At 63.1% G+C, this 22,494-nt stretch carries 23 protein-coding genes; 5 read left to right on the forward strand and 18 right to left on the reverse strand.

Annotation, left to right across the window (positions count from 1 at the left end):
* Positions 1–574: 574 nt before the first annotated feature.
* From WG907_RS06120 to WG907_RS06140, 5 genes are read right to left on the reverse strand one after another with little or no spacing between them, the layout of a single operon-like run.
* Positions 575–823 (reverse strand): pilus assembly protein HicB, encoded by a 249-nt coding sequence (locus tag WG907_RS06120; protein ID WP_340231855.1) that lies wholly within the window; start codon positions 821–823, stop codon positions 575–577.
* The gene (locus WG907_RS06125; RefSeq protein ID WP_340231856.1) at positions 820–1,284 is read right to left on the reverse strand and encodes a putative toxin-antitoxin system toxin component, PIN family; all 465 of its coding nucleotides are present in this window, start codon (positions 1,282–1,284) and stop codon (positions 820–822) included. The genes WG907_RS06120 and WG907_RS06125 overlap by 4 nt, the downstream gene beginning before the upstream one ends.
* Before the next feature lie 57 nt (positions 1,285–1,341).
* Positions 1,342–2,232, reverse strand: a complete 891-nt coding sequence (locus WG907_RS06130) for a plasmid partitioning protein RepB C-terminal domain-containing protein (protein ID WP_340231857.1) — start codon at positions 2,230–2,232, stop codon at positions 1,342–1,344.
* 2 nt (positions 2,233–2,234) lie between these two features.
* Positions 2,235–3,113, reverse strand: coding sequence for a ParB/RepB/Spo0J family partition protein (locus WG907_RS06135; RefSeq protein WP_340231858.1), 879 nt, complete (start codon positions 3,111–3,113; stop codon positions 2,235–2,237).
* Positions 3,110–4,660 (reverse strand): recombinase family protein, encoded by a 1,551-nt coding sequence (locus WG907_RS06140; RefSeq protein WP_340231859.1) that lies wholly within the window; start codon positions 4,658–4,660, stop codon positions 3,110–3,112. The genes WG907_RS06135 and WG907_RS06140 overlap by 4 nt, the downstream gene beginning before the upstream one ends.
* 65 nt (positions 4,661–4,725) lie before the next feature.
* On the opposite strand from WG907_RS06140, the gene WG907_RS06145 reads away from it, so the two are divergent.
* Together WG907_RS06145 and WG907_RS06150 are read left to right on the forward strand one after the other, a co-directional pair.
* A complete protein-coding gene (locus WG907_RS06145) occupies positions 4,726–5,091 on the forward strand; it encodes a hypothetical protein (protein ID WP_340231860.1) in 366 nt (121 codons plus the stop codon).
* A gap of 359 nt (positions 5,092–5,450) precedes the next feature.
* On the forward strand, positions 5,451–5,801 hold the full coding sequence (locus tag WG907_RS06150) for a hypothetical protein (protein ID WP_340231862.1): 351 nt from the start codon (positions 5,451–5,453) through the stop codon (positions 5,799–5,801).
* A gap of 82 nt (positions 5,802–5,883) precedes the next feature.
* On the opposite strand, the gene WG907_RS06155 is transcribed toward WG907_RS06150, so the two are convergent.
* Positions 5,884–6,864, reverse strand: coding sequence for a DUF2493 domain-containing protein (locus tag WG907_RS06155; RefSeq protein WP_340231863.1), 981 nt, complete (start codon positions 6,862–6,864; stop codon positions 5,884–5,886).
* 449 nt (positions 6,865–7,313) lie between these two features.
* Between WG907_RS06155 and WG907_RS06160 the strand changes: the two genes are divergently transcribed.
* Complete coding sequence (locus WG907_RS06160; protein ID WP_340231864.1) at positions 7,314–7,793, forward strand: SRPBCC domain-containing protein; 480 nt, start codon at positions 7,314–7,316, stop codon at positions 7,791–7,793.
* Positions 7,794–7,816: 23 nt separating this feature from the next.
* On the opposite strand, the gene WG907_RS06165 is transcribed toward WG907_RS06160, so the two are convergent.
* The 5 genes from WG907_RS06165 to WG907_RS06185 form a co-directional block, all read right to left on the reverse strand.
* The gene (locus tag WG907_RS06165; protein WP_340231865.1) at positions 7,817–8,158 is read right to left on the reverse strand and encodes a DUF5983 family protein; all 342 of its coding nucleotides are present in this window, start codon (positions 8,156–8,158) and stop codon (positions 7,817–7,819) included.
* On the reverse strand, positions 8,142–8,357 hold the full coding sequence (locus tag WG907_RS06170) for a DUF6117 family protein (RefSeq protein WP_340231866.1): 216 nt from the start codon (positions 8,355–8,357) through the stop codon (positions 8,142–8,144). The genes WG907_RS06165 and WG907_RS06170 overlap by 17 nt, the downstream gene beginning before the upstream one ends.
* Positions 8,357–9,361 carry a DUF2493 domain-containing protein gene (locus WG907_RS06175; RefSeq protein WP_340231867.1) on the reverse strand — a complete coding sequence of 335 codons (1,005 nt, stop codon included), beginning with the start codon at positions 9,359–9,361 and terminating at the stop codon, positions 8,357–8,359. The genes WG907_RS06170 and WG907_RS06175 overlap by 1 nt, the downstream gene beginning before the upstream one ends.
* Positions 9,362–9,446: 85 nt before the next feature.
* The gene (locus WG907_RS06180; protein WP_340231868.1) at positions 9,447–9,911 is read right to left on the reverse strand and encodes a DUF736 domain-containing protein; all 465 of its coding nucleotides are present in this window, start codon (positions 9,909–9,911) and stop codon (positions 9,447–9,449) included.
* Between the two features lie 869 nt (positions 9,912–10,780).
* Complete coding sequence (locus WG907_RS06185; protein WP_340231869.1) at positions 10,781–11,224, reverse strand: hypothetical protein; 444 nt, start codon at positions 11,222–11,224, stop codon at positions 10,781–10,783.
* Between WG907_RS06185 and WG907_RS06190 the strand changes: the two genes are divergently transcribed.
* A complete protein-coding gene (locus WG907_RS06190) occupies positions 11,223–11,690 on the forward strand; it encodes a hypothetical protein (RefSeq protein WP_340231870.1) in 468 nt (155 codons plus the stop codon). The genes WG907_RS06185 and WG907_RS06190 overlap by 2 nt on opposite strands.
* 73 nt (positions 11,691–11,763) lie before the next feature.
* On the opposite strand, the gene WG907_RS06195 is transcribed toward WG907_RS06190, so the two are convergent.
* The 7 genes from WG907_RS06195 to WG907_RS06225 all read right to left on the reverse strand — a co-directional run bounded on the left by WG907_RS06195 (position 11,764) and on the right by WG907_RS06225 (position 22,093).
* On the reverse strand, positions 11,764–12,474 hold the full coding sequence (locus WG907_RS06195) for an RES family NAD+ phosphorylase (RefSeq protein WP_340231871.1): 711 nt from the start codon (positions 12,472–12,474) through the stop codon (positions 11,764–11,766).
* The gene (locus WG907_RS06200) at positions 12,461–12,898 is read right to left on the reverse strand and encodes an antitoxin Xre-like helix-turn-helix domain-containing protein (protein ID WP_340231873.1); all 438 of its coding nucleotides are present in this window, start codon (positions 12,896–12,898) and stop codon (positions 12,461–12,463) included. Before WG907_RS06200 ends, WG907_RS06195 begins: the two co-directional genes overlap by 14 nt.
* 75 nt (positions 12,899–12,973) lie before the next feature.
* Complete coding sequence (locus WG907_RS06205) at positions 12,974–13,207, reverse strand: hypothetical protein (protein ID WP_340231874.1); 234 nt, start codon at positions 13,205–13,207, stop codon at positions 12,974–12,976.
* A gap of 59 nt (positions 13,208–13,266) precedes the next feature.
* The gene (locus WG907_RS06210; RefSeq protein WP_340231875.1) at positions 13,267–14,457 is read right to left on the reverse strand and encodes a DUF932 domain-containing protein; all 1,191 of its coding nucleotides are present in this window, start codon (positions 14,455–14,457) and stop codon (positions 13,267–13,269) included.
* A 182-nt stretch (positions 14,458–14,639) separates the two neighbouring features.
* Positions 14,640–18,962: a strawberry notch-like NTP hydrolase domain-containing protein gene (locus WG907_RS06215; RefSeq protein ID WP_340231877.1), complete on the reverse strand. Its 4,323-nt coding sequence runs from the start codon at positions 18,960–18,962 to the stop codon at positions 14,640–14,642.
* 148 nt (positions 18,963–19,110) lie between these two features.
* Positions 19,111–21,159 carry a ParB/RepB/Spo0J family partition protein gene (locus WG907_RS06220; RefSeq protein WP_340231878.1) on the reverse strand — a complete coding sequence of 683 codons (2,049 nt, stop codon included), beginning with the start codon at positions 21,157–21,159 and terminating at the stop codon, positions 19,111–19,113.
* 34 nt (positions 21,160–21,193) lie between these two features.
* On the reverse strand, positions 21,194–22,093 hold the full coding sequence (locus tag WG907_RS06225; protein WP_340231879.1) for a DUF7146 domain-containing protein: 900 nt from the start codon (positions 22,091–22,093) through the stop codon (positions 21,194–21,196).
* 218 nt (positions 22,094–22,311) lie between these two features.
* On the opposite strand from WG907_RS06225, the gene WG907_RS06230 reads away from it, so the two are divergent.
* On the forward strand, positions 22,312–22,455 hold the full coding sequence (locus WG907_RS06230) for a hypothetical protein (protein WP_340231880.1): 144 nt from the start codon (positions 22,312–22,314) through the stop codon (positions 22,453–22,455).
* Positions 22,456–22,494 lie beyond the last annotated feature (39 nt).

Consider the following 22,494-nt stretch of genomic DNA (forward strand, 5'->3'; position numbering starts at 1 on the left):
GTACGATAGACATCTCTCAGCGCATCAACAAACTTCACAGCGACGTCTGCGCCAGCCTCGCCCGCATAATAATCGACTGCGTTCTCAATGTCCCGCCGCGCGAGCGCGCGGGGGATAACAGGTTTGGCAGTCAATCCGCTTCACGCGATCGCGCGCGGTCCCGCAGCTTTGCGAAATACTCCTCGTCAGCGGCTTCTGTCGGCGCTGTCGCCGCGCCCTCCAACAAGAGCCGACGTAGATTTTGCCGATCCTGATCCTTTCGGATCAGTTCACGGACGTACTCGCTGCTAGTGCCAAAGCCCCTCCCCGACACTTGCTGATCGACGAAGGCTTTGAGTGTTTCGGGCAATGATATATTCATCGTGCTCATAGCTCGCCGTATATGAAGTTTGGCAAAATTTGGCAAGAATGACTTGACGAATAACTCCCCAGGGCTCAAAATGTGCCCTGGAACAACAGGGGAGACATTTGTAAGTTATTGATTTTACGCCATTTATTGGCAGCATTGATGCGTACGGTGAATTGCCTGTGCGCATAGTGCATTACCGCCCCCTTTTAGGGGGCGGCCACTCATTCAATGCATCTCGGGCAACTCGTCACCGGCCAGCGGAGTTCGATCTGGCACCTGCGCCAGGATTGCAAGCGCCGCATCTGGGTTAGCGCGCTCGGCACGAAGCCGAATGTCTGCCGTTGCCCTTAATTCCCCTACCCGCTCCGCGATCAGCGATGACAGGAATTGGTTGAGCGAGGTGCCGTTCAGCTCCGCGAGATGCCTGGCTTCTGCCATGACATGATCCGGCAACCGCAAAGGGTAATTGCTCATTCCATCTCTCCTCGCTCGAGGCGCAAAAACAACTCACCGGGCTTGATCACGTCTATTCGGTATAATTCCCGTGCCGGCAGAAAGTCGCGCACGTTCATGGTGACGATGGCATCCGCCCCGGCCTGAACCGCGCACTCCAGAACCATATCGTCCGCCGGATCGCTCAGCGTCGGACGAAGCTTGGTCCTGATCGGCATTATCCGCTGCGCCTGTCCGACGACGGCATCTAACACTTGGTCCAACTCCTCCTTCGATGCCCAACTCGCCTCGCGCATCGCCGCGCGATTGAGCACAGCCTCATATTCCAACACCAGTGCGACCGATACAGCGTATGGAAGTTCGCCTTTCAATGCGCCCTGAATGATCCGATACGATGCGCCTGACCGTGACCAGAGCGCAGCGACAAGGATGTTCGTATCGAGCACATACATGACGTCATATATAACGTCACTCGTGCCCACGTGCAATATACTGATGGCAAGGCCATGGCCGTTTGAAGCGCGTCAGCAAGGCCCGCGTTAATGGGACGACTGCTCCAGAGATGTGTTCGATATAATAGCCTGGAACTCAGCGCTGATCTCGGGATGGCGGCGTTCGAGATAAGCCGTGATGCGCTCATTCGCCAGTAATTTGCCAAGATAGCGGGATGCGACGACGAGATGCAGAACATCATCGCCAAGGCCATCTTCTACCGCCTTCATATCACGGCTTAGGTTCTCCATCTCCCGCTCCATCCGTGCCATTTGCTCAGGTGTCAAACCTCCGACGCGCCGCTTGCGATTGGGCTTCGTCAGATCGTCCTCGTTCGTCGCCGCCAGCAACGCCTTGGCATAGGAATGGGAGAAATTGTTGACCGAAACCATCAGCTCAGCGGCCTCGAACTGCCGGGGTGCGGTCATCTTTTTCAGCACCTCGAAAGTCTGGATGCTGATGTTCCTCTCCGCAAATAGGTTAGCGACCTCGGCCGTGATGCCCGTCAACAGGTTTCGCCGTCGTCGCACGACATTGACATCTACGCCAAAGGCGCGCGCAATCTTCTCTTCGGAAGCCCCACGCCTGACCGCGCGGTCAATCATGTAGTGCTCCTGCACGGTCGCCAGCCGGTTCACGCGCTTATTGTAGGTGAACGCCTCATCATCGTCTGCGACAATGCACTTCACCTTCTTATCCCCGCGCTTCAGAAGGGCATAATAGCGAAGGTGGCCGTCTACCAACAGGTAGGGATCGCCGCGCTTCTGCTTGGCAACGACAAGCGGCTCGGCAAGGCCCACGGTATTGATTGAGGCAATGATCCGCCCGAAGCGTTTCGACACCTCAATCTGAGGCGTCAGCTGCCGAAGTGGCAGGATGTCGGATAATTCCAGTTCAATCACTCGGGATTCGAAAGCGATTTTGACCTTTTCTGTCATTATCAGGCCTCCGAAATGCCGATGCGTTCCGCCAAAGGAAGCGGGATTGTGCCCATCGATTCCGCGCGAAGGAGGGTGACGAAATGTTCCTCCGTCAGCAGTTTCTTCAGCGCATTGACCACGAACAGTAGCCGACTTTGCGCGAGGCTGGCCTTCTTCACCAGCAGCTTTTGGCGTTGGACCTCCTTCTGATAGACGCGCACCAAAGATGCAGCAGTCGGCTTGAGACCGTTACGAGCGGCACCCTTGGACGACTTCATTGATTTGCCGATCTGCGAACGCTCATCCAGAACTCTGCGGATCGTCACTATCTGCGAAATTGAAACCAGGCCCTTTTCGTAGGCCTCCGTCAGCGCACCCTGCGTATTTGTATCCGTGGCCATTACAATCGCATATGCAACCGAATGCGGAATTACTCCGCGTTCGACCGCATTGAGAAGACGCTCCTCTCCTCGATCCAGCATAGTGCAGATTGTCGAGACATATTCGTTGCTGAAGCCTATCTTATCAGCCACTTGCTGGACGGTGTATCCACGGTCCCGAAGCGCACCGACTTCTCGGATAAGTTCAAGCGGGCTATGATTTCGCCGGGCCATATTCTCCACAAGGCTGAGAATGTAGCTATCTTCCTGAGATGCTTCGATCACGATGGCTGGAATCCGATCCTGTTCCAGTTCGATGAATGCCTCAAGCCGACCTTGACCGCACACTAGCGAGAACCTGCCCTCAGGCGCTGCGGTTACGGTTATCGGCTTTTTGAGGCCCACCTTCGAAATGCTATCGACCAGCTCGTCAAAGATGCGCTTGTTCCGTTTGCGGGGATTGAGAATGTCGATCCTGTCAGTGGGGATCATCTCGATTTTTTCCGGCGACTGGCTCATGCGACATCTCGGAGCTGAAATCGTCGGGACAGGTGATAGAGGGGTGAAAGATTATCCGCCCGATATGCGTCCATAGCGATGCCGTTATGCTCCGCGAGCCTGAGCGCCTCGCAGCCACCGACATCGATCCACGGCAGCAGGTAATAATCCTGAGGTCGCTCATTTCCCGGTGCCATCCGCACGGCAACGGTAATGTCCGGTTCCAGGCCGGTATCGAGACGGATTTTCCAGCGATGTGAGCCACCGGCGGACTCAGAGCATCGGGACAGGACGAGAGAAACCGTGAATTCGCCGTTCACCCGCAACAGATCAGTCGCCGGGTCGATCACGACGGCTCCCCCGACCCTTTCGATCTCGGACACGGTATCGGCGACAATCTGAGGATGCAAAAGCCGCAGCGTGCGATTGGTCTCCAGATATCGATAATCACGCCCGGAATCGTAGCCAATCAGGGAGTAAGCCTTCACCAGACTTCCAAATCGGTAACGGTATGCGGATGACGATGGCATGTCCTCGTCCTCATCGATCACAAAGCCAGAAAGCACACCCTTCCGAACCCGGAAATCCTGAAGCATCGCGAGCAACTGCTCATCGGTAAATCGGCGCGAACGCTCGGCAATGATATGCTGCGCGGCCTCAAAAAAGTCGGTCTCGACAATCGGCTGGAACGCGCCGTCACCTCGTACCCACATATCCGGCGGATTGGCGACCCGAACCTTCTTCAATTTGAATGAAACCCGATTGTAGACGTTGTTCCCGATATATTTTTCGTTGGTCAGTATCTGATGGATAATGCCGCGCGTCCAACCGCGATCCAGACCAGTGGCGACGCCCTCCTCGTTCAGAATCAGTGCAATCTCGCGTTCTGATCGCCTTTGCAGCACGAACATCCGGTAGATGCGCCGCACGGTCTCTTGTTCGTTCTCTGGCCCCGGCATCAAGATCACACGATCGGTCTGCAAGCTCTTGTGCTGTCCCTTTTCAAGTGGCGCTTTCAACGCGCCATGTTCGTCCACAAGGTGCCGTCGCAATCCGTATCCGGCAGGGCCACCTTGCCGGTAGCCAAGGGTGATGAGGCGACATTGCCCGGCAAAGACCTTGGTTGATAACTCCCGGCTATATTCGCCTGCCATGACGCGCTTCACGCTCTTGATCAGGGTAGCGCTAAGGCTGCCGTCATTTTCGAATTGCTCCGCGCAATAGTGGACGGTAATCCCGCCCTGGCGGCAAATGAACTCGTAGTACGCGCTTTCATCCGCATCCTGAAACCGGCCCCAGCGGCTGATGTCGTAGACGAGGATGACGTCAAAATCGGCGGCTCCGGATCGAACGTCGTCGATCATCCTTCGAAGCGAATCTCTCCCCGCGATGTTAAGGCCACTTCGACCTTCATCGGCATAGGTTCGGACGATATCCATATCTCGCCGTGCAGCATATGCCGCGATCACCTCGGCTTGATTTTCGGTCGAGTATTTTTGAAGATCGGTAGACATGCGCACATATTGCGCAGCCCGATATCGTTTCTTCGAACTATCTTCCGGTTTCATCTTACTGACCCCAATCCGCAATCAATCCGAGCTATCGCGCGCTGGATACGATGGAGGACTGCGGCATGTCGCTGTCAGGAATGGACCGAAAACTTCCACACCCAGCGTCGCCCACGGAGCGCGATCTTGCATCGGAAATTGCCGCTGCCCTGCGTCGCGAATATGGCGACCTTCCAGCGACTGTGAAGCAGATTGCCCGCCTCGCGAATGCCAAGGAGCGAACGGTCAAAAACTGGCTGGCAGCGAACAACGGCCCGAGTGGCGACAAACTTGTCGCGCTGATGCGGCACTCGGATCAGGTGCTGGAGGTCGTGCTCCGAATGAGTGGTCGCCAAGAGTTGCTCAGGTCATCAGCAGTGGGAGATGTGTTCGCCAAGATGCAGGCTTCGCTTCGCACGATGGAAGAGCTTTTCAACCAAAATGCGGGCTGAATTTGCATCAATGAATGGCAGAGAAATAGCGAATCACCTCTTGACGACTCGGTGAAAATGACTCAAAAATTAGTCCTGAGAGGCAAAACGATAAACTCACAACCTCTTGATTTTACGTCATTTATTGGCAGCTTGCAAGCGTACGGTGCATTACAAATACGCTCTTCGGAGCGTGCGTCGTTGCTTCGCAGCGCCCTTGCGCGCTGCGTCCTCTTACCCGGGCACGGGTGGCCCTTCCCCGGCAAGGGCTTTTCCTGTTCTTCGCCGGCGCCAGCTGGCCTTCAATCGGGATTGCGATCGGCGCACCGATGGGGAATAGTATCGAGCGGCGGGCAGGCCTCCTGTTAAAGGAGACATATATGCCCAAGATGAACGATCGCGAGCGACTGGCGAAGCTCGAAATCGATCAGCATAAGCTCGCGCAAGAGGCAGAAGCGGTGCGCCGTGCGCTTCGCGCGCACTATGGCGCGCTGACGGCCGATATCGCTGTGGAGCAACTCACCGAGCGCGAGTTTCGCGAGATTGTGACCCAAGCAATCCTGATCGGAGGAAGCCCCGCCATCTCAGCCCTCAAGGCGCATTTGCCCGCCCCTGCTTCATCGAAAGACGCGCCGGAACGGCGTCCCAGAGACGAGCACGGCGGAGCCGCGCGCAAGAGGCCGGCGCCCTCAGAGGGCGCCGCATCGCCGGGCGACGGGGCCAGCCAATAGGCTGGCTCCCTGAGCCCGGCGACCTTTTCCCTTTCAACAGAAAAAGCCGGCGGGGGAGACGCTCCCTCGCCGGCTTGCCCATTCAGCGCCTGATATTCTGCCCGGCCTTGACGAAGAAGTGCCGCGGCACGGCGGCGTCGCGGACGAGACGCGCCAGATGGGACTGTAGCCCGTTGCCCTCGCAGATGATTGCTTCGACCGGTTTCAGGCCGATCAACGCTTCGTTGCGCGCGAACCCGGCCCGTTTGCCGAGCTTGCGCCATTTGCCAAGATCGAAGGGCACCAGCGTCACCTTGCGTGAGGCGGCCCAGGATGCGGCGATGGCGTCGCATCCCTTTTCCTGCGCTGTCGTCGCCAGCACCATCGCTGGTATCCTTGCCCGCACCATGTCGAGCTGAGCCCAGAGCTGCGCATGGTCCTCCCATTCCTGTCCGCCAGAAAAGAGCACCACGGGTCCCGTCGGGGCTTGGGCCTCGATGCGTCGCTGCCGGCGGGCGGCAAGGAAGTCGGTCGCGGCCACCACCGAGGCGGTGCGCTTGCCCGACACCAGCGTCGACCGCGGCGCCGACCAGGGCCGACCGGTCTCGGTATGGAACATTGCGGCGGCATGATCGCGCATGCACGCCACGGCGTCGCGCGCCTCGTCGAGGCCATGGCATAGCGTCTGCGCCTCCTCCAGTTCACGCGCCGCGATCTCGCTCCCGTCCTGTTCGCGGATAAGGCGGCCCACCTGCTGCGCCGCCCGGTCGGCCTCGCCGTCGAGTTGATCGGCCACCTTATGGAAACTGTGGACGATCCCCCAGGCGAGACGCTCAGCCAAGGGTTCCAGCCGGCTGTTCCGCAGCATGTCGAAGAGCGTCGTCACCAGCAATTCGACGCCCAGCTCTGCCTGCAACGGATCGGGCATGTCTGCGCCCGACGCCTCGTCGGCCGGTGCGAGACGGACTTGGTCCGTGGTTTCGGCAAAGGCGACGGCGTAACTGTCGGTCGGCCTGCGCGTCTCGTCGAGGAAGAAGCCGGCAACGTCGGTGAAGCGGGTGGGCGTGTCGATATAGTCGGTCATCGGTAACCTCCTTGTTGAAAGAGGTTATCTCCCCTGCACGGGCTCCGAGCGGCGGGGTCAAGGATCGCGCAGCGACCGCGATGCGGCGGTGGGGGTCACGATTTTCTTTGGCGGCCGCCCGCGCTTCGAAGACGCACGGACGCCTGACCCGCCAAAGAAAATGGTGGGGCCCCGCCGTCCTTGAGGCCGACGCGGTCCCGTGCCACACTTAGAAGAGTTGAGAGAGAGGAAGAGCTGCCCTGCGGGGGCTCGATGCCCCTCGCAGGGCAAAGTGGGAGGCACGGCGTTTCCGTCAGACACCCACCCTGTCTCTCTTGTTTCGATATCGGGAGAAACGCTGATCCGGTCGGATTACCGTTGCGCCCGGATGCTTGGCTGGTGCAGGCAAGACTTATCGGGAACACAGGCCCGGCGCGGGCAACGGCAAGCAAAAATGGGATCGATCAGCATTGGGTGAAGAGCGGAATGAGCGGCGGATCGACCGGGCCTCGCGCGTCATCCTGGCGAGCGCCAGGACCTTGTATCGTGCGTTTCTAGACGCCGAGATCATGACCGGCTGGCGCGCGCCCGACGGCATGGACGCGCAGATACGGGACTTTTTGCCACAGGTCGGCGGTGGCTATCGCATGCGGCTTCGATACCGCGGCGACGATGCCGCGCGTCAAGGCAAGACCAGGCCCGGCGAAGACGAGGTGGAGGTCGTGTTCGCTGAACTGATCGCCGAGGAACGGGTCGTCGAGAAGGTCCGCTTCCTCAGCGACAATCCGATGCTGGGAGGCGTCATGACGCTCATCACGACCTTCGAAAAGGACCGGGACGGCACCAAGGTCATCGTCTGCGCCCATGACGTTCCGCATGGGATCGATCCGAATGATCATGCCAAAGGCATGGCGTCTAGCCTGCGCAATCTCGCCCGCCTGACGGAATAGACCGACCCGATCCGATTGCGTCCTTACCAACTAAATGTCGGAAGATCCGCGACTACGTCTCCGTCGCAGTCGAGAAGGATATACTGACAGCCAAGCGATCGAGCAAAGCTTTGGATCGCCACGATCTCGACCGGAACAGCCTGCGCCGCTTCCCCCTCGACCTCGAAGCTTGAGATGAACCAGCCATAACAGGTGGAGGCAATGATGATGGGTTGCAACTCGGGCGGCGAAGCCGCCCAACTGTTGAGGCGTTCCGAACTCTTGAGCGTTATATGGGCGGTGCTGAGCACCAGATATGTGCCGATCTCCAGGGGAGACCGGCGCGGCGGAACCGGCTCTGCCGGCGGTTCAGGCAGGCGGGACATAGGCCTCGAACGGATTGCCGTCGTGCAGATGCCCGAAGGGCGTCATCACATAGGCGTCCGCCTCGCGCCCGACCGCGCAGATGACGTAGCGCGGCTTCCCGGTCACGGCGTCCGCGCATTCGAGCAGGGCAAGATCGCCCTGGCCTGCAGCGCGCAGCAGTGTCTCGAAGTTACGCTTGAAAGGCTCGGGAATGGCCATCACGCCCTCCCTCTCGGCAAGCTATGCCGCAGCCCGACATCGGGCGCCTGATCGCCCTTGCGAAACGCATGGATCGGCACCCCCTCTTGCCGCAGCGCCTGGTAAAGGTTCGCCTGGATGCCCGAGCCTTCGCACAGCACCGCCTCGACGGGTCGAAGCTCCAACAGCTTGCGATTGCGGTCGAACGCCTTCTTTGCTCCCGATCCGTAGAGCCGGAAGGAGACCAGCGGCACCTTGATGCCGGGCCGGCTGGCCCATCCGGCGGCGATCGCATCGGCGCCCGTCCGCTGGCCCGTGGTGACCAATGTCATGTGCGGCACGCGGGCCCGGATCTCGTCGAGCTTGGCGAAGAGGATGTCGGTATCGTGCCACTGGGCGGGCCCTGAGAAGACCACGATGGGTCCCTGCGGCAGGTGCCGCTCACGCGCCGCCAACTGGCGTGCGCGCAGGAAGTCGAGGGCGTCGACCTGTGATGCCGCGCGGTTCGATGTCCGGCTCCCGCGCGCTGACGACCAGGGCATGCCCGACAAGGCGCGATACATGTCGGCAGCAAAGTCGCACATGACCTCCAGTGCCTCGCGCTGCTCGGCCATGCTCTGGCAGAGCAGCTGCTTCTCCTCCAGTTCGCGCATATAGACCTCGCTCACGTCGGGCACGCGCGCCATCTCGCCCAGTTCCTGAGCGAGCGCATCCTCTCGCCGGGCAAGCTTTCCTGCGACGAAATGGAAGGAATTCACAAATCCCCAGGCGATTTCGGGACCAAGCGCCTCGAGCCTGGTATCGTTGAGGAGGTCGAACAGGCAGGCTATCACGCCACCGCAATCGGCCTGGACGGCGAGAGGATCGGGCATGTCGAGTTCCGTGGGCACCTCGCCAGGGCTGGAGATGGTGAGCCCCGGGGGCTCGCCGAACACGGCCTGAAATTCCGGGGTGGCGGTCATCTCGGCATAGAGTTGGCTCAAGTCGGCAAAGCGGTGAACACTTTGGGAAAGGGTTCGGGTCATGGCCCTGGGTTCCTTCGATCGGAAGCAAAAAGCCCGGAGGAATAATGTGCTTCCCCCGGGCCCGGTTCAGTGACGGCTCAGCGCGTCAGTCGGGGAACTCGTCCTCGAACTGCCCGCCCGCGCCCACCAGCGCGCCATCGGCACCCGCGGTGCTGTCGCCGAAGCCGCCTTCGTTGCCCATGGTCTCGGTTCGCGAGTCGCCGCGGCTCACCGGCGCGAACATGTCGCGCGGCTGCTGACGCCGCCAGGCGACGCGGAAGCCTTGGCTATCATCGCCGAACAGGGCGATGGGCAGCGGCTCGGGCAGGCTCGGATCGTCGATCGACCCCTGGAGAAAGGCTTCGCCGGTGGTGTTCTTGGCGAAAGCTTCCCAGAGCGCACCGACCTGCACCCAGCGATTGCCGACATTGAGCGCGAGGATCTCGAAGACGGGAGCCCGTTCATTGCTGCTCTCGACCTTGCGCAGGCCGAGCCGCGGCAGATCCATATTGCGGGTTGCGATCCAGCCCAGCAGACGGCCGTTGACTTGCTTGAATTCACCGATGTTCATAAGACTTTCCTTTGACGAATATCGCTTTGGACCATTCCAAGTGGACACCCCCAAAGGTCCCTCTCTCCTCTGCTACGCGGCGCTCGGCGCGCGCGCGACCTGGCCTAAGATCAGAGCATCGCACCACCAGCAAAGGCCCCTGCGCACCGGACGGGAAGGCGACTCCACCCACCATGCCCGCGTCACACCTACCAGCTGCAACCAACAGATCGCGCTATCCCATGCCCGCGCCGTCCTCCGGCAGCGGATCGTTACCCGTCAAGGCCCAGATCCGGCGCAGCCGGAGCTCGGTCGGAGCGCAGCGGAGATAGAGCCGTGGTGCCCGCGCCAGCGGGCAGCCGCCGCCCAATTTCTGTCTTCCCCAACCCCAGCGCTTTGCCCTGGTGCCAGATGCCTTCGACACATTGACTGCAAGCAATGGCAATCCGCACTTCCAGATCAAAGCGGGAACATATAAGCTGGCCAATGTCCGTCATATCGCGAGAATTGCCAGCGCCCAGGAATTGGCAGGAATTTGAGAATCTGGCGTTCGATATCTAACGGAGGCTGTGGAGGACGACCGACGCAGAGCTGCATGGCCGCCAGGGACAGCCGCAGGCGGGCGTCGATATCTTCGGTACCGACCGGGTCGAGGAGAATATACTGGCGTCCAGTGCAAGGGGAAGGATGGCGACCTGCGCGCGGCGGTCAGCGAGACCGAGTCGCGGGACGAGGTCGCAAAGGCGCGGACATTCCAGCCGCCGCTCGACGTCTTCATCCTTGCGACCACCGCGCCAAACGATCAGGCGATCCAGGGGATCGCGCGGCAGATCAGCCTTGAGCATCACCGGCTCGGCTTGTTCGAAGTGCGCGTCACGGGCTGGACGACGTTACGCAGCTTCGTCGCCGACGATCCTGATGTCCTGCTCAAATATTATCGGGATCTCGCGCCCGTCGATGTGATCGGCCAGATCGCCGACGGCGCTGAGCAGAATGCCGCGGGCTTCGCCCAGATGCAGATGCTGATATGGAGCGCCACGCGGATACTCACGGAATCGCGCGATCCGACCGGCGCTGACGATCCCCTGGCCGCGCAGGTCGCGGAGATCGGCAAGCTCATCAGCGACGGATCGCCGCGCGCCGCCATCCGGGCGCTCGAACGGATACAGGCGGAGCAGGAAGCGACGGCCAGCCCGCTTGCGCGCTATCGTCTGCTCGCAAGCCTTGGTAACGCTTATTATGCGTTGGACGAGCAAGACCGCGCGATCCCGTTGTTCCATGCGGCCTTCGAGGCGCACCCGGATTTTCCGAACGCCCCGGGCGACCAAGGCCATGGCGCTCCTCTTGGAGGGAAAGCGCGAGGAGGCAGAACCGATAGCCAGCGCCGCCTTCCAGGACGACCGGACATCCGCCCGCAATGCGGGCATCTGGATCGACACGATGCCGCTCGATCGGCCCATGGCCGAAATCCAAGCGGCGCTGCCGCCCGCACTTCTCGAATCGCTCGACATTCAGCTGCACCTGGCGCTGCGGTCGGGCGGGATCGGCGATGCCGACCGCCACCTGGCTCATGCGCAGGCGGCTCTTGCAATCGCGCCGGAGGATTGGCGCGTCGTGGCGACACTGGCTGAAGCGCTGGTCCAACCACTCTCCCCGCTCGAAGGCCTGGAGATCACCCATGAAGTGCCTGCGCATCTCCAGGCAGATGTCGAGCGCGCGATCGGCCTCCTGAAGGCAGCGTGGAAGGCGTTCTGGACCAAGACTCCAGTATCCAGGGCCGGCATGTGTCGGCCAACTTGATCAGCCTTCTCGGCATCATCGGGCGCTTGAAAACAATTGCATGACGGCCGTGACCCGCGTGGCTTCGCATCGCTTAGGTGATGCGCTCTGCTACAAATTCCGCTGTGCCACTCCAGATCAGCCGATGAAGCTCGCCCTGAACCACAGACTGGACGACATTGGGCCATAACGCCGCGACGCAAAGCCCGCCGATGTGACGCACAGAAGGATAGATGATGCCGTTATAACCCATGACGCGCGCGCCCGCGGCAAGAGCGTTTCCTGCAGGATAACCGATGGCAGGGTCGGGATCGAGTCCAGGATGATTTGGCATGCCGCGCAGGTCGACGAAAACACCCGACATGCTTGCCAGCATCTCCCCATATTCGACCACGGCGTTGAAGTCTCCGGCATCGGCAAGAGCTTTGGTAAGGTGGTGACCGACCTCGGCAATGCAGGTCTCGACCGCCATCGCCGCATACCAGGCACCCCGGTCGGCCGGGTTGAAGCGGTTGGGCTCGCGCGGCTTGGCATAGGCGAAGCTTGCATTGATGAACCGAGCGTGCGGAACACCGTGCACGAGTTCCGCCGCGCTCAAAGCGGCGGTCCCTCGCTCCTGCGCAATCCGGCGGCTGCTCGTCGCGCCCTCGATTTCGGCTAGGGCGTCGAGCTCGTCGTCGCTGTCGGCAAGCGAGGCCATGACCGCGGTTCGCAATCGTGCGCTCGAGACGAGGCGTACCGTGCGCGGAAAGGCCTCCCGAACCAGTGGCACGCCATCAAGCGCGCCTTCCTCAGAGACCGCCACGCAGAGCGTCTACATAAAGCCGGGTTTCCAGCATGCGCGGTATGCCGCCTGCGATCATCGCCTGAACAGGGGTCAACCGGTCGAAAACAGGGCCGCGATTGGGAAGCTTGGGCCATCGGTCCGCCATGCTGTCGGCGAACAGGAGATGCAGACCCTTGAAGAGGCCGATAAGCGCCGACGCCCGCGTCAGCTGATCTTGACTGAGGATGCCCTCCCAGCGACCCGCCTTCATGCGATCCCAGGTGCTCTCCGACACGCCTAGAAGCGCTGCGCCCTCCGCATTACTGCCATCCCAGGCCTCGATGGCGCGCAGAACGGCCTTTATTGCCGGCCCTGTCAGCCTTGCACGATCCGCTTCTGCCGCAAATGTTTGAACCTGATTTGCGTCCGCTGGTGCTTCTCGGAACTGAGCAAGACTGGTCATATTGCGTCTCCTGATGCTACCTTATGCTTCACGTGACGCGATATGTCAAGATTACGGCCACCGGCGTTGGGTAGTTCATGCGTCTTCAGCGCCAAAATCCGCTGGATCGACAGCTATGGATGTAGCCAGGTCGGGAATACGCAGGTCGAAATAGACGCTGTCCTCCGCGCACATATGTGCCAGACGTTCCGCCCCACATTCATCGCTCGCCTCGACCTGGTAAACTTCCCGGGCGTAAGGCCATCCATCGCTCAGGAATTCGACACTGGCGCTGTAGCCACGCGGCTTCGGATGCAGTTGATCGGTCATCGTTCAGTTCCTTATTCTAAAGGGAAGCGGCGCCGGCCTGGGGCCGACGCTCGTTCTGATCAGCCGGACTTCTGGAGAAGGCGCCTGGCTTTGCCTTCAAGCTCGAGGCGGGCGTCCTGATTGGGGCGGCTCCGCGCGAGCGCGGTGACGCCCTGCACAAAGTCATAGATGGAAGCGGGCGGGTGCCCTTCCTCGGCAAGGACAGTGGCGATGATCCTGCTCGTATCGGCCTTCGAAAAGCCCTGACGTCGCAGGAAGTCCTCCCGGTCCTCGTCCTTGCGCGCCACGATCCGGTCCTTAGCCGCGGAAATGCCCCGCACGAAATCTTGTGGAGAGGAGTCTGCGAAATGCGTGAGCGCCGGCGCGGCTTGGGCGGCGAACCTGTTCGCCGCGAACTTCGAATGGCGGATATTGATCTCCTCGAAATTCTCGACGCCCCAGAGGTTGCGGTTCATGCAGACCGCACGCAGATAGAAGGTCGCGATGCCGAGCGCCTTCGAACCCACCTCGCTGTTCCAGCAATAGAAGCCCCTGAAATAGAGGTCCGGATCGCCATTGGGCAGCCGACCGGCCTCGATCGGATGGGTGTCGTCGACCAGGAAAAGGAAGACGTCCCGGTCCGACGCATAGAGCGTCGTCGTTTCGGCGCTGACCTCGACATAGGGGTTGTAAATCATTGAGCCCCAGTCGAGGATGCCGGGCACCTTCCAGCGCGTGTCGCCCACGCCATTGCCGGCAAAGCGCATGACCGCGTCGACCAGCTCGCAATCCCAGATGCGACCATAATCGGGACCGGTGACGGCGCGCAGCTCGGTGCGTCCGTCATGGGTCTCCAGCAGTTTCACATGTTCGGCGCGATGTTCGATGAGCCCATGCTGAAGGTTGATCCCGGCAAGGGCTGCGGGGAGGTCGCGCAGATAGCCCGCCGGCGCGCCGACCAGGCTGCAGAGCTGGCCAAAGGACCAGTGGGTGGGCGCGACGGGTCCCTCGGCTCCCGGCGCCAGCAGTCTCAGCGACGAGATGTCGTCGGTTCGCGCCTCGACGCGGATGGCCCGGCTCTCGACAACGCGCGTGTTCGCCACGTCCCTGCGCCGAAGGACATGGTCGTACAGCGTCTCGAGCGATAGGAAGCGCTCATCCTCGGGCCGACTGAACCATTCGGACGAGACGCGGCCGACATTCTGGCCGCGGCTGATATCGACCTTGAAACCTCCCGCTGCGGCGCGGGATGCTGGTGCGAGCATGTTCATCGGAAACACTCCTTGGGACCAAGAGGGCAAGATCGGCGGCCGGCGACCTCACGCCCCCCTTCCCCCACCCCTCCTGTCGCCGAATGCCGACGGTCTTCCAGGGCCGTGAAGCCGGAGAACCCTCAAGAGAGACAGCGACACAGTGGGACTGCGCCGAACCGGATTCCTGACGGCACGGCGCATCACGCTGCCAGTCCGCTCCCGTCGGAAAGGGCTTTCTCGATCGCTCCCAATATCTCGGCCGCCCTGTTCGTCGGCACGAAGAGGCGCGTGCGAAACCGGATGATCTCGGTGAAGCAGCCCAAAGCCTTGAGCCGCGCCAGCTTGGGCACGGGAAAGCTCTTGATCTCGAGCCGGGCCTCGTCGTTGACGTGAACGCGGTGCAACCTCGCCCCTTCCATGGCCGGTATGGCGACGCCGTCCGCGCCGCGGGCGGCAAGGACGAGCTCCGCGGGCGAGAGCGCCACCTTCATGTCGACGCCAAAGCCGTTTGCGATTTTTGCAAGGCCAGCGGGCGAGATGATGCGGCCGAGCACCGACTGCCCTTGGCCGTCCGCGATGCGCCAGACCCGCAGATCGTCTTGCGGAAGGCGATTCCACACGGGAAGAAGAAGCCCAGTCGCGATGCTGATGGTTTCGACGTCGATCCGCTCGGCAATCTCTTTCGCCTCGGCGGTCCAGGCGTCCCAAAACGCCTCTTGGGCGACGGGCTCCCATGCGCTTTCGGACAGGCGCGAGGCCCGCATGCGCTCCGAACCTGATGGGCGCGCGAGCTCCCAGACCTCGATCTCTTCGCCGTCATTGTCGAGAATGGACCATGACGGGAGTCGAAGCGCCACCCGGCCCGAACGGGCATTGCGCAGGAAGGCGATACGGCGCGAACTGCCCCACTGCTCGAGCAGATTGCCAAGATCAGCCGGCCGCCGTCGCCGGTGCAGCTCCAGACGCTGGAGCCAGGTTTCCGCGCCCGTGTCGGGATCCCGGCGCAGGCGTTGCTGGTCGACGGGAACGATCTGCTCGACCAGGATAGTCTCGACGCCGACATCAAGCGTGCCGCGCTCGCGCGCCGCGTCGATCCGGGCCTGGATGAGCGCCATATATTCCTCGAATATGGCATTTTGCATGGCGATCCGCAGCGCCAGCAGGCGGTTGAGCCAGCGCTGGATCGGCGGGAGATCATCGAGCAGCGCGCCGCCATCGTCGCTGACGAGCTTGAGCCCGGTCATCTCGACGAACCGTCCCAGGGTCACGCTCTTGAGTTTGCCGCGATAGAGCAGCAAATACCATTGCTGCAGCGCGTCGCGGGCGTGATCGCTCTCCAGATTGTCCATCGGATCGAAGAGATTCTGCCCGCCCGTCTGCCGCTGGCCGCGAGTGAGGGCGCCCAGGCTATCGAGCCGGCGGGCGATCGTGCTGATGAAGCGGCGCTCTCCCCGGCAATCGGTCGTGACCGGCCGGAAGATGGGGGCGGTCATTTGGTTGGTGCGGTTGGTTCGACCCAGGCCCTGGATCGCCGCAGCAGCGCGCCAGCCGGGTTCTAGCAGATAATGGACGCGCCGACGGTCCGCCGACGCGCAGCCGCGGTCGGCATGATAGCTTCGTCCGGTGCCGCCCGCATCCGAGAAGATGAGGACGCTCTTGGCCCCATCCATGAAGGCCTGGGCTTCGGCGATATTGCTCCGCGCCGTGCGTCGATCGAGCCGTTGCCGGCCGGCGCCATCGATCACGATGCGCCGCGTCCGCCCGGTGACCTCCGCTAGCCGGTCGGCGCCGAAATGGGCGACGAGGGCGTCTAGCGCGCTCGGAATCGGCGGCATGGCGCAGAGCTGTTCGACAAGGTCGTCGCGGGCACGCACGGCCTTGGCGCAGTGGACGGCATTGCCGGCCTCGTCCTGCATCGGCTCGGAGCGCAGGTCACCGCCCGGATCCTTGAAGATCCGCATCTGCCGGGTCGGGAAGGCAGCGGTCAGATATTGGATCATGAGCTCGCGCGGGCTGAGTTCGATGTCGAGGTCCGCGCGGTCCTGCGCCGACAGCCCCGCCAGATGACGATCGAGCATCGCCTCGCTGGTCGTGACCAGCTGCACCACGGGATGCCGCCCCTGCGCGATGTCGGCCTCGATCGCCTGGATCACCGTGGGCAGCTTCATGGAGATCAGAAGCTGGGCGAAGAAGCGCTGCTTGGCGCTTTCGAAGCGCGAGAGCGCAGCGCCCTTGGCCTGGGCGTTGAGCGACTTGCCCGTCATGCCATCGACGATGGCGGTAGCGGCAAGCGCCTTGTCGAGATCGCGGTGAATGAGCGCCCAGGCGTCGGCATAGGCGTCGTAGGTCTCGATTTGCTCGGGAGCGAGCACATGTTCGAGCGGCTCATAATCGACACCCTGGAAGGTGAGCGCGCGGGCGGTGTAGAAGCCCATGGCTTTGAGGTCCCGCGCCACGATTTCCATCGCCGCGATGCCGCCGTCGCCGATCGCCGCCATGAACGCCTCGCGCGTCTCGAAGGCGGCGCTGCCCCATAGGCCGAGCCTGGCCGCATAGCAGAGATTGGCAGGATCGGTGGCGCCAGTCGCGCTGTTGTAGAGAATGCGGGCGCGGGGAAGCAGGTTCTGGAGCCGCACGCCGGCAAGACCCTGCTCGGATCCCTTCTGGCCGCCGAACTTGGTAGTCGTTCCCGCCGCGTTCGCCATCTCATGCGCCTCGTCGAAGACGATGAGCCCGTCGAAATCGGCCCCGAGCCAGGCGAGGATCTGCTGCAGGCGCGACTGGCTGTCGTCGCGCTGCGAGCGGAGCGTCGCGAAGGTCAGGAACAGGATCGCGCTGTCCATGGCGATGGGCTTGCCGAGCGGCACTGTGTCGAGCGGCTGGACATCGATGCCGAGGCCGCCGATCGCGGCCCAGTCGCGGCGCGCGTCCTCCAGCAGACTGGCGCTTTTGGAGATCCACACCGCTTTGTGCTGACCGCGGCTCCACTGATCCATGATGCAGGCGGCGATCTGGCGTCCCTTTCCGACGCCTGTGCCGTCGCCGACCATGAAGCCAGCCCGGTAGACCGCGCCCTCGCTGTCCGGATGGAGCAGCGTCGCGGCATCGTTGGGGCGAAAACGCCCCGGCAAATCCCGGTCGAACGCCTGGCCTGCGAAAACGACCGTCTCGAGCTGGGCATCGGACAGGGTCGCGACTGTGCGGTCGGGCAGCATCGGGCGGTAGGCCGGGACGGGCGGCAGGATCGAGGCCATCGCCATCGACTCGACGAGGCAGTCGGGATGGGGCCGCGCGGGCTCGAAGCGCATGCGTGATAGGCGCCAGGGCACATAGATGCCGATGGCGTCGCCAGCAGCGGGCGGCTCGGCCAAAGTCTCATAGCAGAGCAGCGCCGGCTCGTCCGTCGTAGCCGCCACGGCGGGCAATGGCGCTGCGGGCCTGGCACCAGCGAGACCCGGGAAGAGGCGAAGACGCTTGCGTTCGGGCATGCGCGCAGGATTGACTGCGGCGGGAGCGACAGCAGGCTCGGGCGGCAGCGAAGGACTTCCATCGAGACGCGGCGGGACGGTCTCAAGCAGTGCGGACATCTCGGCCAGCCCCGTCGCGGCATGGCGCGTCGTTGGGCCGCCCCATCCCTTGTCGTAGACCAGGATCCGCACCGAGACCGAAGTCCCGTGCTTGGCATAGGGCTTCCCCGCGATTGCGAGTTCCCATCGTGGCAACACGGTGCGGGCGACCATCTCATAGCCATGCGCGCCACTCTCGTCCCGGGCGAAGCTGGGGGGCATGATCGCGACGCAACGGCCCTCATGGCCGAGACGGTGCAGGGCGCTTTCAAGATGACGTGCGCCCGCGTGCCGGTCGATTCCACGGCTTTCCGATCGGGAGAAGGGCGGGTTGATGAGGACGAGGCTTGGCCGTCGCCTGTCCTTGATTAGATCGTCGATAAACTCGGCATCATGGCAACTGACCGGCTGGCCCAGGGCCAGGGTGAGCAGCGCCGCCCGGTCGGGATCGCGTTCATTGAGGAGCAGCTCAGCGCCCCGCGCGAGGGCATGCACGGCGAGCATGCCGGTGCCTGCCGAGGGCTCGAGGATGAGGTCGCGGGCATGGATATCGGCCGCGCAGGCGACCGCCCAGGCAAGCCCGAGCGGCGTCGAGAATTGCTGAAGCGCGATCTGGCGCTCGCTGCGATAATGCTGCGTGGGAAGAAGAGCGCTCAATTCCTCCCGGGCGGCGAAGGCAGCCGCCGGATCGTCCCATTGGACGAGGCCGCTCTGCGGGTCTTGGGCACGCAGGACTTGGGCGATCTCAAGCGCGTCATAGGCCTCGCGCATCGTCCAGTCGCCGCTCGCGTCCGAGCCGCCGACATGCCGGCGCAGCAACGCGCCCAGCAGGCGGCGATCGACGATCCCGCCATGGGAGAGGCGCTCGGCGATCGCCTGCGCGGCGGCAAACAGAGCGAGCGTTTTAGAGCCAGCCGGCTGAGTGCCGGCAGGTTCAGCAAATAGTGGCATGTTCATATGGGTCTCCGGGCTGCGATGGAGGGCTCCCGGCCCTCGCTCACCCCTTCCCCCTCTTCTCCAGCGGGAGCGGAGAGCGGAACGCACGCCCGTAAAAAAGCATGGGGACCGACATGACGCCATGTCGGTCCCCGGCCCTGAGGTCAGATCAGGCAGCCTGGGGAAGGCTCTCATCCGAAGTGGCGGGCGGGACCGCCGCCAGCTTTTCGCCATCGCTATGCGCAGGCGCCTCGGCCGACGCTGCCGCTTCCTCGACGGGCAAGCGCATGGGGTCGGGAAGCCAGGCGAGCGCGCGCGCCTTGACGTCCGCCTCGGCGATCACATCGCCTGCAAACAGCTTCTCTGCTGCATGCGCCAGGTCGAATTTGCGCGTTCCGGCGTAGCGGTTCTTGAGCTCGAGGCCACCAATCTCTTGGAAGAGATCGAGGATCCCAGGCCTGGTCAGCCGATCGAAGAAGTTGCGCGCGGTCGGACGCCACCATGCCGCCACATCGATCGCGAGCGCCTTGCCCAGATGATCGAGGAAGCCGCTGCCGCTCTGGCCTTCGGGAACCGCCATGATCGTTCGCGCGATCGCCCAGCCGAGCCAGGCCGCGCGGGCCTCGTCGCCAAGCGCACAGAAGGCGTCATAGCGCGCCTCGATCGTTGGAAGATCCACCCAGCCGCGGTCGAGCGCCTCGTCGAGCTTCGCCCAGGCCTGCGCCGCGGCCGACTCGCTCGCAAAACCGTGCACCCGGGGGGTCGCGGCCTTGGCCCGAAGCTCGGACGGCATACCGCTCCAGCCTAGGTGGCAGGCGTCGTCGGCCATGATGAAGGTGCCAAGATCGAGCGCGAAGAGCGGATCGCTCGCGATATGCACGGCAAGCAGCTCGGTCTTCATCATGGCGAGTTCGTCGCGCAGCCGCATGCTGTAGGACCGAGGCTCCTCACCCTCATCCGCCTCATCGCCGCGGTCGTCGCCGTCCAAGTCGACATTAACCTCGCCGTCCTCGTCGACGCCGATGGCCTCGTCATCCGCTTCGGGGCGTTCTTCTTCGAGTGCATAAACGCTGGTGTGAAGTTTGGGCGCCCCGGTCTCGTCGATGAGAAGGAAAGCGATGGCGCCGGCCTTCTGCGCCGGCGTGAACGCTCTTTCGGTCGGGACCAGGGCGTCGCGCTCGGCCTCCAGCGTCTCGATCCGGCCGGCCTGTTCGGGCGTATAGTCCTCCTCGCCTTCCGCCTCGCGCTCGATCTCCTCAAGCTCAGCCTCGATCGCGATCTGCCGCGCCAGGACATCGACCGGCAGATCGAGCGGTTCCGGTTCGATTTCGTCGAGCGCGTAGGTCTGCGCCCAGGGAATCATGGTCGACGGGACCACCCGGATCTGCGCAAAGCCTTCGCGATCGCGAATGGCCTCGGCGGCGCTGGCGAGCGCCTGCTCGGCGAGTTCCTCGACCAGGCCGCCGTCCAGCCAGATCTCGGTCGCGGCGCTGGAGAAGAGGTCGACGTCCAGCCTGCCCCCGGCCGCGACATAGGCCTCGCGCCCAACAAGCAACGCCTTGGGATCGGCGCCGCGATAGGAGCCGCTCGCGAGAAGGCGCCGTATCTCATTGACATTGTTCTTCTGATAGCTCGAACCGAGTTGCTCGAAAATACGCGCCTGACGGTCCTGGTCGGCGGTCGAACCATAGGCCTTGGCGACCTCCATGCCGAGCTCGCCGGCGCGCAGCGCGGCGAAGATGGACGGCGCAAGGTTCGCGAGCCGCAGACGGCCGAGCACGAATGTCTCGCTCTTGCCGAAGCGGCGGGCAAGGTCGGCCGGGCTCTTCTTCTCCCGCTCGATGATCGCCTGGAAGGCGCAACATTCGTCGGCCGGGTTCATCGGCAGCTGGAAATAATTTTCAGCGAGACTCATCTCGATCGCGTCGCGGGCATTCTTGGCGATCAGCACGGGGACCATGAAATCCTGGTCGAGCGCGCCGTCCTCGATATTGGCGAGCGTCGCCTCGAGCCGGCGGCCGCCACCATAGATCTCGACCCGGCCCTTGGCGGCGCCCCGGGTGACGCGCACGCCGATGAGATTTTCGAGAAGATAGCCGTTCGCCGCGATATTGGCCTTGAGCTCCGCGTCAGCTGCTGCGTCGCTGTGGGTTCGCACATTGTCGGACGATTTGAAGCAGTCGCGCGCCAGCACATAGTCGATGGTAGGTTTGGTCATCACAATGTCTCCGAAAGGCGGGGCGGCCTGACCGTCAGGCCGCACCCCGCACCCGGCTCCCCACCCCCTCCTCCTTCCTTTTGAGCACGTCGTTCCAGTCGTTGAGGCCCCACCAGGGCCAGATCGTGTCGATTTTCAGAGAAGTGCGCTGATAGGCCTGTCGCGCGAGCTGCTCTGCCCTGCGTCCCGCCGCGTCATTGTCAGGCAGAAGGACGAGCCTCTCGATGGCATCGGGAAGGATGAGTTGATGGAGCCGCTCGCTCCCGAGCGCCGCCCAGACCGGGATGCCCAGCAGGATGGCAGCCGACTCGGCGCTCTCCACGCCCTCCGCGAGGCCCAGGCACGGGCCTGCCGGTCGCAGCCGAACGGCGCCGCCCAAAGGTCGGCCCAGCGTGCGCTTGGGCCTCGCCAGATCGCGGGCCAGGCCAATGCCGGCGGGATCGAGAAACAACCGCTGGACGGCGACGATCCTGCCGCGATCCTCGAGCGCTGCCAGCATAGCGGGCCGGTAGCGAACGGCGCGGCCACGGCCGAGCGGCGTGCGGGGATGCCAGCGCAGACCATCGGGAAGCGTATGGATGCGCCGCGTGCGCAGATAAGTCTCCCCCGGAGAGCCGGCGAGCATGCGCGCGTCATTCCAGAGCGACCTCGCCAGTGCCGCCGTCCGGTCGTCGGGCGGAGCATCGACGCGCGAAGAAGGCGAAGGATCGACCGGGACGGCGAATCGAAGGCGACGGATGGCGCGAAGCACATCCCGGTTGCTGCAGCCCGCGAAGCATTTGAAGAGCAGGCTGCTATGTCCGACCCGGACCGAGAGACTGGGAACCGCATCGTCATGCGCGGGACAGCGGCACATCGCGCCTTGGGGCCTCCAGGCGCCGCCGAGTCGGTTGACGAGCTCGGCCGCGGCCCTCTCGAGCGTTGGAATGTTCATGGGGAAATGATCCTCGATGCCAGTGGCACCCAGTCTCCCCCCTCTCCCTCCATTAGTATAAGCTCACAGAAGCCGGACTCAACATATGGGAAACGCGTCTAAATCTGGAGAATCCTACCCCCTATTGTCCGACATCCGGACCTTCTCCATTTTGCCTGGAAGCGCTCTGGCGCGATGCTTCGAGGGCCGCGATTCGGCGGCTAATCAAGGAGCGACACATGACTCACAAGCATGAGCAGCTGAGCGACGAGCTCATCGACATGGGCGCGGCGACGGCCGTCACCAAGGGCAACAGCATGACAGGCGGCCAGGACGATCCCGGCTCCCTCCGGCAGAAGCCGCCCGCTCTCGACGCGGAGTGAGGGTCGCCGGGCGCGCGCTCGCGCGCGCCCGGTTAGGGG

Source organism: Sphingobium fluminis, from assembly GCF_037723805.1.
GTDB lineage: Bacteria > Pseudomonadota > Alphaproteobacteria > Sphingomonadales > Sphingomonadaceae > Sphingobium.